This window comes from Halomonas sp. MES3-P3E, from assembly GCF_002836035.1.
Lineage (GTDB): Bacteria > Pseudomonadota > Gammaproteobacteria > Pseudomonadales > Halomonadaceae > Vreelandella > Vreelandella arctica.
The window spans coordinates 136,785-151,376 of the sequence record NZ_PJBT01000192.1; the positions used below are offsets into that span (position 1 = coordinate 136,785).

Below are 14,592 nucleotides of genomic sequence, written 5' to 3' on the forward strand. Positions count from 1 at the left end.
TTTTAATAATCAATTCGCTTTTGGTCTAATGATTTCTGGTTGGCCAGTGCGAACAATGATCAATAAAAAAGCCGCACTATCAACGTAGCGCGGCTTTTGGGGGGTGGGGTAGGGAGCACCTGTAAGTTTAATCTAACGCAACGATTAGCTGTCTAGTTTGACCAGCATCTTACCGGTATTGCCGCCCTCAAACAGGGCTAAGAAAGCCTCTGGGGTGCTCTCTAAACCCTCTTTCACGGTTTCTTTATAAGCCAGTTTGCCAGCGGCGACTTGCGGGGCCACTTCGTTTAGGAAGTAGGGATAACTCGACCAGTGATCCGCCACGATAAAGCCCTGCATTTTAGCTTTACGGGTGACCAGTTGCGACAGGTTGCTGGGGCCTGGAGTGGGCTCTGCGTCGTTGTAACTGTCGATCATACCGCACACTGCGATTCTGGCGCCTTCATTTAACTGGCTGAGGGCAGCTTCCAGGCAAATGCCACCCACATTTTCATAATACACATCAATACCGTTGGGGCTTGCGAGCTTAATGGCGTCGCTTAATTCATGCGCATTGCGATCGCGATAGCTGACCGGTTCGACACCCAGTGACTCAAGCCAAGCGAGCTTATGGGCAGCGCCTGCAATGCCCACTACATGGCAGCCTTTTGCTTTGGCTAACTGAACCGCCAATGAGCCAACTGCACCGCTGGCCGCACTGACCAGAACGTTATCGCCCGGTTTGCACTCAGCAATCAAATTAAGACCGGTCCAGGCGGTCATGCCGGGCATGCCTAACACACCCAGGTAAGCCTGTTCAGGAACATCAAGGTCGGGTAGTGGCGTCACCCCTTGGGCAGGCAGTTGGGCAATATCACGCCAGCCGCCCATATGGCTGACACGATCGCCCACCTTGAGGCTTGCGTCATTGGATTCGATCACTTCGCCAATGGCGCCGCCTTCCATGGGTTGGCCGAGTTCAAATGGGTCTACATACGTGCGAACGCCATTCATGCGGCCCCGCATATAAGGATCCACAGAGAGCCAGCGATTACGAATTCGCACTTCTCCGTCGGCTAGCTCAGGCAGCGTTTGCGTCTCCAGTTTAAACAGAGAGCGATCGGGTAGGCCCTTGGGGTAATCAGTAAGCGTATAAAACTGTGACTGCATAAATGCCTCCTGCGAATAAATGGCGCCTTGAGCTATCTGTTTCAGCTAAGCGCGTTGAACTCCTTGCAGCATAGAGACCATTAGCTTGCTTGCAAGTTCGCCATGCATGAGAAAGCGGTAGGAGATAAAGCACCTCAAAAGAAACAGGGCGACCATTGCTGGTCGCCCTGTATTTATAGAGTGGCACTATTTTGACTGGTTTACTGTCGCATTAATTAGGCTAAGGGGTATCACACACCAACCAAGAATGTGTTATCCGTTAATCCAACAGCGTTACCATAACCGGTGCTGTACCGCGGCGTAGCATGCCAAGCTTCACTGCCGCGCGTTTGGATAAATCAATAATGCGCCCTTTAACGAAGGGGCCGCGGTCATTGATCATTACTTCTACCTTTTGCCCCGTGTCCGGGCGCGTCACCAACACCTTCGTGCCAAACGGCAAACTAGGGTGGGCGGCTGTCAGTGCCTGCTGGTCAAAGGGCTCTCCACTCGCTGTGGTGGCTCCTTGAAAGCGGTCACTGTAAAAGGAGGCGACGCCTTCCTGTGTATCTGTTTCGTGTGCGAAAGCACTATTAGCAGCGCTACCAACTACTACCGCTGCCAAACAAATCGTTCGGATCAGTCGTTTGTGGGCTCCCATAGGAGTACCTCAGTTTTGCGTATTACGGATCCCGCATTCTTTGATGAGGTGCCGAGTAGGCCTTGCGATAGTACCCTTGTCGTTGCGGGTCAGCAAGCTTTGAGAAGATCGACGCAATTAGGTTCAATTTCAAGATTTTTTAATCGCAATGTTCGTGCCCTTGAGTTTCAGTGACTTATCAGTCCAAGGGTTAAGTTAGTAAAAATACAGATTTGTGCAATGCAGTATTTTTTATCAAACGCTCACTTGATTTCGCTAAGCATCTTATAATCACGTTTGCTTAATTTATTAATGATTGTCATTACAACTTAACAAGGGATCGTTCATGGCTAAATCGGCTTCGCTAGCATTTGTATTGGTGGCGTTGGGCGGCGCTACCGTCGGTTTTCTGGCTGCTCAGGTTATTCCCTTGCAGCTGCAAACTGCTGAGGATAAGCCCACCAAGAGGCTCATACTTACAGAGCCTTTACGCGGGGAAATAACCTTGGCGAGCGAACTTAACGGGAACGATGGCAGCCGCTTTGTGCGCTATGCAATCTCGCTAGAAGAAGATGAAATTGTTGAAATCTCTCTTGATGGTGCCTTGGAAGGCGTTGTGGCCCTTTACGATGATCAGCTGCAGTTGCTCGATAATGCGCCTGTTGTGCGCCACCGCATCGAAGAAAGCGGTGATTATGTGGTGGTGGTAAGCGGGGCCGATGCTTATAGCTATGGCCCATTTACCATTGATAGCCGCAGCGTAGAGCTCACCGATGCCGACACGGTGACAATAGGCGAACCATTCGACAGCTGGTTGCAGGGCGATGCCGATGAAATAGCGCTGAACATAGAAGAGGCGGGTCTTTACCAGCTTGAAATGCGCTCTGATGATTTTGACCCCTATTTAGCCATAGAAGGACCCAACGGCTATACCCGTGAAGATGATGACAGCGCCGGTGATTTAGACGCCCGCATTGCCGATTTCTTTGAGCCCGGTGAATACACGCTGACCGCGCGCAGTGCTTATGACGATGGCAATGGTGTTTATACCCTTTTAGTGGCGCCTCACGAATTACCGGGCGATGGCGAGCTGCGCAACGAGGGGTCACTCACTGCCGATGGATCGCTAAGTGGTTGGTACAGCGGTGAACCACTGATCTATCAGCTGGAGCTGGAAGAGAGCTCGTTGGTTACCATAGAAATGCGCTCCGCTGATTTCGATACATTGATTGAAATTAGTGGTCAAGGCGTTGCAGCCAGCGACGACGATGGCGCAGGGGGCACCGATTCCCGTCTTCAAGAGCAATTGCTGCCTGGTACTTACACAGTAAGCGCAAGCGGTTTTAGCGCTACCGGCAGCGGTTTGTTCGAATTAAATGTGGAAATGGAACCGACGGAAATTCCTCCTGAGCTGTAATGACTAGCTCACTTATCCCGGTAAATCTATTTAAACCAGCTAGGCTGAAGAGGCATTGCCAAAAGCACGCATTGTGTCTGCTTTAGCACTGTTTACTGCAATTCAATAATAGGCATGGATCGCTTATGAACCAACAAATCAAAACACACCGCTCAGCACGTTTAATGGTGGTTGACCCGCAAGGCCAGCTACTGCTTTTTCGCTATCATGATGAGCATCAAGCGCCTTTTTGGACCACCGTAGGCGGCGAATTGCTTGAGGGAGAGGATTATCCCAGCACGGCAATGCGCGAGCTGAAGGAAGAAACGGGGTTGACCTGCCCCATCGGCCCGCTATTGCGCGAACGAGATGACATAGGCGCCGTGGCAGGCTCTCCGCCAGCCCGCTGGCTTGAACGCTACTTTCTGGTGCGCTGCCCGCCAATGGCTGAAATTGCCACTGCCCAGTGGAGCGATGAAGAGCCTTCTACTGTTCATGCCAGGCATTGGTGGACGCTGGAAGAGATGCGCGAGGCCGACCCCGCGCTTTTTAAACCCGGGTGGTTACCTGAATTACTCGACGACATTCTATCTAGCGAGCCAGTGACTAAAGTAGCCGAGGTGAATCTGTTTAAGTAAGCCTAGCGGCCAGCTTTAAGGCAGCCAACCACCACCAGCACTGCCGCTGTGGGTAAGCGCCAGTCGAGCACACTCATGCCTGCTAGAACCAGTAGCAGGGCGGCCAGAATCGGCACGCCATACGCTAAGCTGCCCACTAGGCTGGCGTGCCCCCAGCGGAGTGCTTTATCCCATGCCACCATGGCCACGCCGTAAGGGCCTAACCCCAGTGCAATGCCTGCTAGTAACGCTTCCCCGCTGGGTAAAGGGAGTTGTCCTTCAAGTAGCAGGCTAGCGGCCACGGCAATAGCACAAGCGATCAGCAGCAGTCGTGGCAGTAGCGGTGTCAACGCCACTGGGGCTGCCTGGCTGAGCCATGAATAGAGTGCCCAACAGCAGGCAGCCAGCAGCGCTAGAGCATAGCCAGTGGTGGCGCCCCCTAATCCGCCGCTGATGGCTTGAGGAACCAGCAGTAACGCTGCGCCTGAAAACGCTATCAGCGCACCGACAACGCCTGCGATGCGCAGACGGCCAAAGCGGCTCCACTGACTCAGCAGCACAAAGAGCACTGGCCAGGTATAAGTAATCAGCGCCGCTTCAGCGGCGGGCGCTAGCCGCATACCAATAAAGTAAGTACTCACAGCACCAAAAATAAGCAACGGGATGCCCACCCAGACACTTAACTTCCAACCCGCGCCGCTGGCAGCAACATTAACGCGGCGGCTCAGCGGTAGCGTTGCCAGCGCCCCCGCAAGCAGTGTTACTGCGGTTAGCTGTAAAGGTGGCGTCGCCTTGGCAAACTCTGCCAGCAGCGGCGCTGCACTCCAAAGCATCACGGCCACCAGTGCCGCACCAACACTGTACCAACGTGGAAAAAGGGCGGGGGAGTGAGCGCGATGCATCGGAAGTCTCCTTGATTTGAGCATGTGCCGAGCAGCATACTCATCATCAATGCATCACAATATCGATCTTTTATGATCATTTTAATCAAGAATGGTGATATATGCGCGCGCCCACCTTAGACCTAACCCTGCTTCGTACCCTGGTGGCAATTTCGGATACCGGCAGTGTGACCGCCGCCGCCAAACGCTTGGCTTACACGCAGTCTACGGTGAGTATGCAGCTGCAGAGGCTGGAGGCGCAGTTATCGCTAACACTGCACGAGCGGGAAGGGCGGCGAATACGCTTTACATCAGAAGGCGAGCGCCTACTTAATCATGCTCGGCGGCTGCTAGCGCTTAATGATGAAGCATGGAGTGATATGCAGGCGCGCCAAGTTACCGGTGACCTCACGTTAGGCATACCCGAAGATTACGCCTCGCTGCTGCCCTCGGTGTTTGCTTACTTTAATCAGCTCTATCCGGCGGTGGGACTCAAGGTGATCTGCGGTACCAGCGCCCATCTCGTAGAGCAGGTAAAAGCCAAAGAGCTTGATCTGGCACTGGTGACACGCCAACGCAACTCACCAGGGGGCGATGTAATCCGTCGAGAGCCTTTGCTGTGGGCCGTTGGAATGTACCAGCAGCCGCTGCTAAGCGATCCACTGCCGTTAGCGCTTTATTCGCCGGGGGCTGACGTGTTTCGTGAAGTCGCCGAGCAGGCGCTGCAGTCGGCAGGGCGCAGTTGGCGTGTTGCCTATACCAGCCAATCAATGGCCGGGCTGGCGCCGATTGTGACCGCGGGGCTCGCGATAGTGGTGGTGACGCGCAGCATGCTGACGCCGGCGCTAAGGCCACTGGATGAGAGCAGTGGCCTGCCTGCGCTGCCAATGATTGAGCTGGCGCTTCACCGCGCACCCCACCGGCCCTCAGAGCCAGCGCGGCGCTTGGGTGAGTTAATACGTGAGCAATTAGCCGTGCCTGACTAGGCTATATAAATACCGACCGTAGCGATGCAACCGTTCCCAGCAGGTAGTAGACGAGAAGCATTGGGTAAAAGTAACACTTAACGTTGAGGGCAGCGAAGTGCTTTAATCAGCGAAAGGGAACGTTACTGACTAGACTAAAAAGCAAATAAATTTGCTGTTAGGAGCACTACATGCACGAACTGGATCATTATATCTACCCGCACCGGGTGCTGCACTGGCTAGTGGCGGGTGCCGTGTTACTCTCGTTGGCTAGCGGTTTAACGCTAGGCTTTCTGGGGTTTGAACGCACCGTTGCGTTGGTAGGCAATACGCTCACGAACTTGCTTTATACCAGCCATAAAACGCTCGGCGTATTGATATTATTGCTGATGACGCTGCGCATTATTACCCGGCTGGCGTTTGTGGTCCCAGATCATGAACCACCTTTAAATGCGTTCGAGCGGATTGTTAGCTCCAGTGTGCACCATCTGCTCTATTTAGCGCTCATTATTATGCCTTTACTGGGCTGGGCCGCCACTGCTAGCGGCGGCTTTCCGGTAGAGTTTTTCCACTGGCATTTGCCCGGTTTACTTGCTGAGCGTGAGCAGCTCTCTGAACAACTTTTTATGTGGCATGGGCGGTTAGGTTGGATCATTTTAGGTTTAGTGGTACTGCACGTTGCTGGCGCGTTATTCCATTGGAAAATCAAGCGTGACAACGTTATGAAGCGCATGAGCCTGTTTGACTAGAATTAAGAACTCGCCGAGCCGTAGCGATAGTAAGCGGCGGCTTGGCTTGATTTAACTGCATACATATTGCTATCAGCTTCACTCAGCAAGCTTTCAAGCGTTGCAGCCTCTGTGCCGTGACAGGTGCTTACTCCAATACTGACGCTAACGCTGACTTGCTCACCGCCGGGAAGGTTGATCGGCGAACAGATGGCTTGGTCAATACGCGCCAGAATAGGCGCTAGCGTATCGCCGGTTCCTATATTCTCCATGATAATAATGAACTCATCGCCTCCATACCGGGCACAGTGATCATTGGTGCGCGCTAAGTGGACGATGCGTTTGGCTATTTTCTGTAAAACGAAGTCGCCTGCTTCATGACCATAATTATCGTTAATAGGCTTAAAGCGATCCAGGTCGAGCATTAATAGCGCCAAACGATGACCATGCTGACGATTACGCTGTAGCGCTCCTTCGGCAGAACGCATCAGTCCATGGCGATTCAGCAGGCTAGTGAGTACATCATGATTGGCCAAATGCTCCAATGCTTTGGTGCGGGCAGCGACTTTTCGTTCCAACAGGGTTTCCTGTTTCTTGAGTGCTGCCAACATCGCGCTTTGAGTTCTCTCTTTTTGCCGTTTAAGTTTATTGAAGCGCGATGCTAAGGCAAACGAGAGCAATAACATTTCCAGCGCTGAGCCAATTTGAATACCGTGCAGAGTAATAAAGTTGGCTGGAAGTAGGCTCAGGTTACGCAGCGCAAAGACACCAGTACCTAGTAAAAATAGTGACCAAGCAAATACAAACAGACGCGCACTGGGTACGCGTTGCAAACTACAGTAGCTGCCGCATAGCAGGAGCAGTAAAGCGGCCATAAAGCCCGTCACATCCATGAGGTGAAGCGCCGAGGGAGTGGGTAATAACAGTGTGGCAATCACTGTCAACCAGCAGTAACTGCGAAAGGTACTCAATACGTTGTGCCAGCGAGGACAATAGGTCTTCGTGTTAAGAAAGCTTTGCGCAAATAGCGTGGCCATGGTGGAAGCGAAGGTAAAACCGAGTGCCACGAGACGAGCCGTGTTGTCACCCAGAAAGCTCCAAAACATCAGTGTACCGATGCCGTTAAAGGTCAGAATAGCGAGAGCAAAGCCGCCGACAAAGAGCGAATAGTGAAGAAAAACCCGTTCCTTTAAGCCAAAAAATAGCAATAAGTTATATAAACCCATTGCCAGCAGCATGCCGAAGTAGGTAGCCAGCCAAAAATTATGGCGATCGTTTTGGGTATAAAACGCCTCGGGCGTTATTAGCTTGTAGTTGAGCATTTTGCTGCCTGAGGCAGCCACATGGGTATACAGAGTTACTTGCTCATGGGCAGCAAGCTCCAGTGAAAAAACCGCCTGACGATGGGCTAGGGCGCGCTGTTCAACCGGGACTGCACTACCGCTGCGCTGCGCCTCAATGCCCTGTTGGCGCAGTGTGTAAAGTGTGACGTAATCCAAGAATGGGTACTCAAACTGTACCATCCAGCGCTGGGTTTCCGGCGAGTCATTACGCACTTGTGTTCTAAGCCACACATCATGACGGGTATAGCCGAAGTTTAAATTCTCTTCGTGATGGGAGTGCTTAAAATTAGGCGGGTGAGAGAGTAAGTTATTTAGCGTGATTGATTTATCAGTTGCATGCCAAAATTCACTGTAAGGAGCAAGCGAGTAGCTCGCCTGGTTTGGCGCTGCTGATAAGAGGGTATTTGCATGTGCCCAAGGTATCCAACATCCAGCCAACAGCAGCAGTAGGCCGATATAAACACCTGCCTTTAAACGTCGAACATGCATATCACATCGCTTTTTTTAGTTTTTATTCCGCTCTTTGTTCCCTGGGTTCCCTTACCCATACCAGGGGCCGCCCATCGTTATATTATAGCGCTTAGGTAAACGTGCAATTTACTCGCCGTTTGGCACTAATGCAGCAGGAGAAAATATCATCACCAAATTTTTCTGTGCTGTTTGATGGGCACTTTCAGTGTAGACAAGTTTGTAAAATTAACTGTTTAAAACTTCCATACTTAATAAAAGATATGACCTAAATGTTGGGTAAGTCGTTGAATTAATTCTCCGCTGTGACGCCAAAAATGCCAGTAGAGCGGCACCGATAAAGAGTGGCCTGGCGCCACGCTGACCAGTTGACCACTTTGCATTAATTCTCTCGTCTGTAATTGCGGCATCATGCCATAGCCAATCCCTGCGGCGGCTAAACGAACAAAGCCCTCCGAAGAGGGGCAGAGGTGATAAGGAAAGTGGCTGTGGAAACCAAACAGCGCCATAAACCGATGCTGCAACTGATCGTGGGGGCCGAAAACGATGGCTGGTGCACGCTGAAAGTTCTCTGTTGTCGGGCCATCTGAAAAATAGCGCTCAACGTAAGCGGGTGTCGCCAACGGGTGATAGCGCATTTCTCCCAGCGCTACGCAACGCGCACCCGCAATCGGTTGCGGTGTGGCGCATAGGCAGGCCGCTACATCTCCATCGCGCAACCGCTTGAGTCCGACATCTTGATCTTCAATCACAAGGTCCAGTAACACGCCTTCTTGTTGACAAATAGTGGCAACAGCCTCGGCCCACCAGGTGACTAGGCTGTCCGCATTAATCGCAATACGCAGGCGCGGCGCCTGATCATCTAAGGTGGGTAGTGAGCCACGCAGGTCACGCTCTAATAGCTGTACCTGCTGGTAGTGGGTTAACAGCCGCTGGCCAGCAGGGGTTGGAGCTAAATGCGGGTGCCGAACCAACACTGGCTGACCAAGGCGAATTTCTAGTGCTTTTATACGTTGGGACACGGCAGATTGTGACAGTCCCAATTCATCCCCCGCGCGCTCAAAGCCGCCGCACTCCACCACGGTCGCCAAAGCATGAAGTAATTTGTAATCGAGCATGACGGTTTCCCACGGTAGCACTAAGTGACATAAGGCAAAAAATGGCGTTAAAACGGTGTAGCGCTTTTTATTTAGATTCAAATAGGATTGAATCTCATAAGCTAATGAATTACATTTCAGGCAGAGCTAGAGCATCAGAATCCTCACGGGTTGCCTAGCACTTTATGTGAGTAGTTTCTGTAATGCCACAGCCTAAAGGACACCGTAATGCCCGCCATCATGCTCCGTCGCCCTCTTGCTGGCATCGTTGCGCTTAGCGCGCTGATGCCTTTTGCCCCAGTTGCTATCGACACCGCTGCTGCCGACACCGTTAGCGCTGACGCCGTGGTTAATCACTACGCCGATTTGGCGCATGCCAATTACGCCGATGCACTGAAGGCTGCCCAAGCATTGAACGAGCGTATCGACGAATTGCTCGCCAATCCCACGGCTGAAACACTGAGCGCAGCCAAGCAAGCCTGGCTGCAGGCGCGGGTGCCTTATCAGCAGAGCGAAGTGTTTCGTTTCGGTAATGCGGTGGTGGACGACTGGGAAGGGCAGCTCAACGCCTGGCCTCTGGACGAAGGCATGATCGATTATGTCGAAGGCGACGACTACCAGCATGAACTGGGTAACGAGGGCGCCACCGCCAATATTATTGCCAACGAGCAAATCACTGTCGGCGGCGAAACTCTGGACGTTAGCGATATTACCCCGGAACTCCTTGCTGACCTGAACGAAATAGGCGGCTCGGAGGCCAACGTCGCCAGCGGCTATCACGCCATCGAGTTTCTGCTCTGGGGGCAGGATCTGCATGGCTTTGAGGCAGGCAACGGCGAACGACCGGTAAGCGATTACCAAATCGGCGACGAGTGCACTCATGGCTACTGCGATCGCCGCGGTAGCTACCTGGATGCGGTGTCCGACCTGCTCGTTGACGACCTTGAGTGGATGGTGGCCCAGTGGGCGCCGGAAACTGAGGGTAACTACCGCCTGGAGTTGCTTGCCGAAAGCGATCAGGAGGGCCTGCGCCGTATGCTGTTCGGCATGGGTTCGCTCTCTCTGGGCGAGCTGGCGGGTGAGCGATTAAAGGTCGCCCTGGAAGCCAACTCTTTTGAGGATGAGCACGACTGCTTCAGCGATAATACCCACAACTCCCACTACTACAACGGCCAGGGTATCCAGAATATCTACACCGGCAGCTATCAGCGCCTTGATGGCAGTGTGGTAGAGGGACCTTCGCTGCAAGACCTGTTATCTCAGCAAAATGCTGAGCTGGCCGATACACTCCATGAGCAGCTAGAAGCCACGATGGCGCGGCTTGATGCTATCAAGGAGGCGGCTGAAGCGGAAAGCTCGCCGATGGCCTTCGATATGATGATCGCCCCGGGTAACGAGCGGGGCAGTGAACTGATCAACGAGGCGATCCTTACCCTAGTGGCGCAAACAGGGTCTATCGAACAGGCCGCAGGCGATCTGGGCGTGACCTCCCTGCAGCCTGATGATGCCGGTCACCGGTTCTAGGCTGGACTAGCGTCTACCATGAGCCGCCGATAGTGTTGCTATCGAGCGGCTCTGTTGGTTTTTGTCGAATGGCTCGTATTCAGTATCATCCCTCGCAAGGTATCACCATGTACCGCTTACTCCGGTTTATTGTCTTAGCCAAGTGGGTGCCCAGCACATTAGCCCACAGCAGTTTATTACTGTTCTTGCTGGCCACGCCCCTGCAGGGAGCCGAATCACCTACCCAGGATTACCCTATTCAGTTGCCGCCTATACAGACCTCGCCCATGAGTGGCGGCGATGGCTCGGTAGAGCAGTTTGACCATAACGCCTATTCATTGCCGCTGAGTAATATGTCGATGACCAAGCGGCTGGATTTCAGCGTTGGCAACAGCTTCTTTCGCAACCCTTGGGTGGCGGCGCCCGCCAGCACCGAGGCCCGGGATGGCCTGGGGCCACTCCTGAATACCAATAGCTGCCAGGGCTGCCACCTTAAGGATGGTCGGGGGCACCCACCCACCGGCGACGAAAACCCCATCGCGCTGTTTCTGCGCCTCTCGCTACCCGCTAGCCAAGCGAACCCAGAGACACTGGGGCAGCGAGGCGCGCTTCCGGTACCTAATTATGGTTTGCAGCTACAAACCGCGGCGATTAGCGGTGCCAAGCCCGAGGCCAAACTGGTGATTGAGTATCGCCCTCGGGAAGTGAGCTTCACCGATGGCACCAGCGTCACCTTGCAGGAGCCGATTTACTCGATTGCCGAGCCCGCCTACGGGGAGCTGCCGGAGTCACTGCAAACCTCGCCGCGGCTGGCACCGCCAATGATTGGCCTGGGCCTGCTAGAAGCGATTCCTGAAGCTGACCTTATCGCTGCCGCTGACCCTGAAGACGCCGATGGCGACGGGATTTCCGGCCGCTATAACCAAGTGTGGGATGTGCGCAGTGGCACCCCGGTGCTAGGGCGTTTCGGCTGGAAAGCCGGTGAGCCCAGCATTGAGCAGCAGGGCCTGCACGCCTTTGCTGGGGATATGGGGCTGACCTCCAGTCTGGTACCGCAAACCGACTGCATGGAGAGCCAGGGGTGCGATGCTTTTCCTAATGGTGGCACGCCCGAAGTCAGCGATGACGTGGCCGACTTCGTGACCTTCTACGCCTCCAGTCTGGCGGTGCCAATGCGCCGCAATATGGATGACCCAGCGGTGAAACAGGGCGCTGAGCGTTTTAACGCGCTCGGCTGTGCGAGCTGCCATACGCCGCGCCAGCGCACTGCTGCGGACGCCCCCCGTCCGGCGTTGGCGGGGCAGGAGATATGGCCTTATAGCGACCTACTGCTCCACGATCTGGGCGATGCCCTGGCTGATCATCGTAGTGAGTTCCAGGCCGATGGCCGAGAATGGCGCACCCCGCCGCTGTGGGGTATTGGCTTGGCGCAAACGGTTAATCCTCGGGCTGGTTTTCTCCACGATGGTCGCGCCCGCACTTTGGAAGAGGCGATACTCTGGCACGGTGGCGAGGCAGAAAGTGCCACCCAGAGCTATCGCGCATTGCCCGCCGACCAGCGAGCGGAACTTATCCGTTTCCTAGAATCCCTGTAAGTCATTATTGTTAAGGAGTTAACGTGATCGCATCTTTTCGCCGCCTGAGTTTGCTGGCCTGCGCGCTACTTGCAGCGCCGCTCTCTTTTGCTACGGACACCCCTACGCCGCGGGAAATGTGGCACGGCGCGGTAGAGCTTCAGTATGCCGAACTCAGCGCCGCCTCCGAACGCCTGGAAGCCAGCGCCGCACGTTTTTGCCAGAGCCCAGACGAAGCACTCAGGCAGCGCCTGGAAAATGACTGGCTGAGCGCCTATCAAGCCTGGCAGGCGGTGCGTTTTATTCAGTTCGGTCCGGTTGAGCAGAATAGCCGAGGCTGGCAGCTGCAGTTCTGGCCAGACCGTAAAAACCTGGTGGGCAGTAAGGTGCGCGGCTGGCTGAAGGCAGCCGACGCCCCAGATGCCCAAGATATCGCCAGTGACAGCGTGGCGATCCAAGGTTTTCCCGCCCTTGAATACTTGCTTTATGACGACGCCATGGACGAACAGGCCCTGAGCGACCCTGGAGCCTGCTCGCTGATGCAGGCCATCACCACGCATCTTGCGGATACCACAAGCGCGCTGCATCGCGACTGGCAGGCCTTTGGCGAGCACTATCTTGAGACTCCTGACTACACGGAGACCACGCTGGCGAGCGCCATCCAGGCTCTCGAAATACTCGAAGATAAACGGCTCGGTGAGCCCATGGGCCTTAAAGGCGCACCCGCCAACGGCTACTTGGCGGAAGCGTGGCGAAGCGGACAAACGGTTCGATTGGTAGAGAGCAGCCTGGAGGGCCTGCGTACCGGCTTTTTGCCGGGGCTCACCGCGCTGTTGCGCGAGGCTAATGCGCTGCCGCTCGCCGAGGCGTTCCGTGATCAGTTGGATAAAACACTCGTTCAGGCCAGCGACTTGCCACCGGGCTTGGTGCCTTCCCTTAAAAACGAAGAGGCGTTTCGCGGCCTGCAGTCGCTCTACCTCGACATCAGCCAGCTACGCCATCTGCTGGGTAACGAGATCGCAGGTCAATTGGGGCTGGTGCGCGGCTTTAACTCCAGCGATGGGGATTGAACTATGCAGCGACGACAAATACTCAAAGCAGGGCTGAGCAGTGTGGCCCTGGCGCTAACCCCGTTGAGCTGGGCGCTGCCCGCGCGCGAGGAAGCCGCGTGGCTGTTCAGCGCGGTAGACGACCCTAGCGGGGCGCATTACATCGCCGGGGTGGCATTGGATGGCCAGACCCGCTTTATGATCGAAGTACCCGAACGCTGCCACGGCGGCTGTCTGCGGCCAGATTCCCGCCAGGCAGTATTGTTTGCTCGCCGCCCTGGCACGCGGATGTATGTGATCGATGGCGACAGCCGTCAATTAGCCCACACCATTGCGGCCGGAAAGGGCTACCACTTCTACGGGCATGGCGTGTTCGACCTGAACGGGCGCTATCTGTATGTCACCGCCAATCGTTTGGAGGACAGCGCCGGGCTAGTGCGCGTTTACGACGCTGCCAACGACTACGCCCATGTGCGCGATATGCCGCTGGGCGGTATTGGGCCCCATGAGCTTCGGCTGATGCCGGATGGCGATACCCTGGTGATTGGCTTGGGGGGGATCCAGACTCATCCTGACTACGGCCGGGTTAAACTCAATCTTGATACCATGGCACCAGCGCTGATGCTGCTGAATCGCCACAGCGGGGAGATACTGGCACGTCACGAACCTTCGCACCACCAGCTCAGCTGTCGTCATCTGGATGTGGCGGCGGACGGTACCGTGATCGCTGGCTACCAGTTTGAAGGCCCTGAGTGGGAAACCCATCCGCTGATCTGCCGACTTGATAGTGATGGTCATTTCTCTGAGCTGACGCTTGACGATGAAGTCACCACCAGTCTAAAGCACTACACTGCCAGCGTGGCGTTTAGCCGTGATTCTGACAATGTCCTGGTGACTGCCCCTCGCGGCAACCGGGTACTGCTGCTGGATGCCGAGCAAGGTAAGCTTGTTGCCAGCCTGGCGCTGCCCGACGCCGCCGGCGCCCGCTGCGACGGTAACGGCGGTTTTCTGGTCTCCTCCGGCCAGGGCGGGCTCTACCGTGTTACGCCTGACTTAGCGATGCCCGAGCTTCTCGCCAGCCTGGAACTGCGCTGGGATAACCATCTGACATGATTTTCAGAAAAGCGGCTTGGGATAGTATTCCGCACCAGTGACCCGGTTGCCACATAATCACCCAATGTTAATGACTCCTTCTTGGTGAGC

13 protein-coding genes are annotated in these 14,592 nt (G+C 54.8%); 8 read left to right on the forward strand and 5 right to left on the reverse strand.

Annotation, left to right across the window (positions count from 1 at the left end; all coding sequences use genetic code 11):
• Nucleotides 1-144 precede the first annotated feature (144 nt).
• Nucleotides 145-1,149 (reverse strand): NADP-dependent oxidoreductase, encoded by a 1,005-nt coding sequence (locus tag CXF87_RS20500; RefSeq protein ID WP_101148001.1) that lies wholly within the window; start codon nt 1,147-1,149, stop codon nt 145-147.
• A 259-nt stretch (nt 1,150-1,408) separates the two neighbouring features.
• Nucleotides 1,409-1,789, reverse strand: a complete 381-nt coding sequence (locus CXF87_RS20505; protein ID WP_101148002.1) for a septal ring lytic transglycosylase RlpA family protein — start codon at nt 1,787-1,789, stop codon at nt 1,409-1,411.
• Between the two features lie 325 nt (nt 1,790-2,114).
• On the opposite strand from CXF87_RS20505, the gene CXF87_RS20510 reads away from it, so the two are divergent.
• Together CXF87_RS20510 and CXF87_RS20515 are read left to right on the forward strand one after the other, a co-directional pair.
• Nucleotides 2,115-3,185 (forward strand): hypothetical protein, encoded by a 1,071-nt coding sequence (locus CXF87_RS20510; RefSeq protein ID WP_101148003.1) that lies wholly within the window; start codon nt 2,115-2,117, stop codon nt 3,183-3,185.
• 125 nt (nt 3,186-3,310) lie between these two features.
• Nucleotides 3,311-3,802 carry an NUDIX hydrolase gene (locus CXF87_RS20515; RefSeq protein WP_101148004.1) on the forward strand — a complete coding sequence of 164 codons (492 nt, stop codon included), beginning with the start codon at nt 3,311-3,313 and terminating at the stop codon, nt 3,800-3,802.
• A gap of 2 nt (nt 3,803-3,804) precedes the next feature.
• Here CXF87_RS20515 and CXF87_RS20520 read toward each other — a convergent pair whose 3' ends face one another.
• Nucleotides 3,805-4,683 carry a DMT family transporter gene (locus CXF87_RS20520; protein WP_101148005.1) on the reverse strand — a complete coding sequence of 293 codons (879 nt, stop codon included), beginning with the start codon at nt 4,681-4,683 and terminating at the stop codon, nt 3,805-3,807.
• 101 nt (nt 4,684-4,784) lie between these two features.
• On the opposite strand from CXF87_RS20520, the gene CXF87_RS20525 reads away from it, so the two are divergent.
• Nucleotides 4,785-5,648, forward strand: coding sequence for a LysR substrate-binding domain-containing protein (locus tag CXF87_RS20525; RefSeq protein ID WP_008957761.1), 864 nt, complete (start codon nt 4,785-4,787; stop codon nt 5,646-5,648).
• 170 nt (nt 5,649-5,818) lie between these two features.
• Nucleotides 5,819-6,376: a cytochrome b gene (locus tag CXF87_RS20530; protein WP_101148006.1), complete on the forward strand. Its 558-nt coding sequence runs from the start codon at nt 5,819-5,821 to the stop codon at nt 6,374-6,376.
• Between the two features lie 2 nt (nt 6,377-6,378).
• Here the strand turns inward: CXF87_RS20530 and CXF87_RS20535 are convergent, their stop codons facing one another.
• Both CXF87_RS20535 and CXF87_RS20540 read right to left on the reverse strand, forming a co-directional pair.
• Nucleotides 6,379-8,187 carry a sensor domain-containing diguanylate cyclase gene (locus tag CXF87_RS20535; protein ID WP_101148007.1) on the reverse strand — a complete coding sequence of 603 codons (1,809 nt, stop codon included), beginning with the start codon at nt 8,185-8,187 and terminating at the stop codon, nt 6,379-6,381.
• Nucleotides 8,188-8,417: 230 nt separating this feature from the next.
• The gene (locus CXF87_RS20540; RefSeq protein ID WP_008957758.1) at nt 8,418-9,284 is read right to left on the reverse strand and encodes a LysR family transcriptional regulator ArgP; all 867 of its coding nucleotides are present in this window, start codon (nt 9,282-9,284) and stop codon (nt 8,418-8,420) included.
• 207 nt (nt 9,285-9,491) lie between these two features.
• On the opposite strand from CXF87_RS20540, the gene CXF87_RS20545 reads away from it, so the two are divergent.
• From CXF87_RS20545 to CXF87_RS20560, 4 genes are all read left to right on the forward strand, one after another.
• Nucleotides 9,492-10,787 carry an imelysin family protein gene (locus tag CXF87_RS20545; RefSeq protein WP_198556155.1) on the forward strand — a complete coding sequence of 432 codons (1,296 nt, stop codon included), beginning with the start codon at nt 9,492-9,494 and terminating at the stop codon, nt 10,785-10,787.
• Between the two features lie 107 nt (nt 10,788-10,894).
• The gene (locus CXF87_RS20550; protein ID WP_101148008.1) at nt 10,895-12,361 is read left to right on the forward strand and encodes a di-heme oxidoreductase family protein; all 1,467 of its coding nucleotides are present in this window, start codon (nt 10,895-10,897) and stop codon (nt 12,359-12,361) included.
• Between the two features lie 23 nt (nt 12,362-12,384).
• Nucleotides 12,385-13,410 carry an imelysin family protein gene (locus CXF87_RS20555; protein WP_101148009.1) on the forward strand — a complete coding sequence of 342 codons (1,026 nt, stop codon included), beginning with the start codon at nt 12,385-12,387 and terminating at the stop codon, nt 13,408-13,410.
• Nucleotides 13,411-13,413: 3 nt separating this feature from the next.
• Nucleotides 13,414-14,502, forward strand: coding sequence for a DUF1513 domain-containing protein (locus CXF87_RS20560; RefSeq protein ID WP_101148010.1), 1,089 nt, complete (start codon nt 13,414-13,416; stop codon nt 14,500-14,502).
• Nucleotides 14,503-14,592 lie beyond the last annotated feature (90 nt).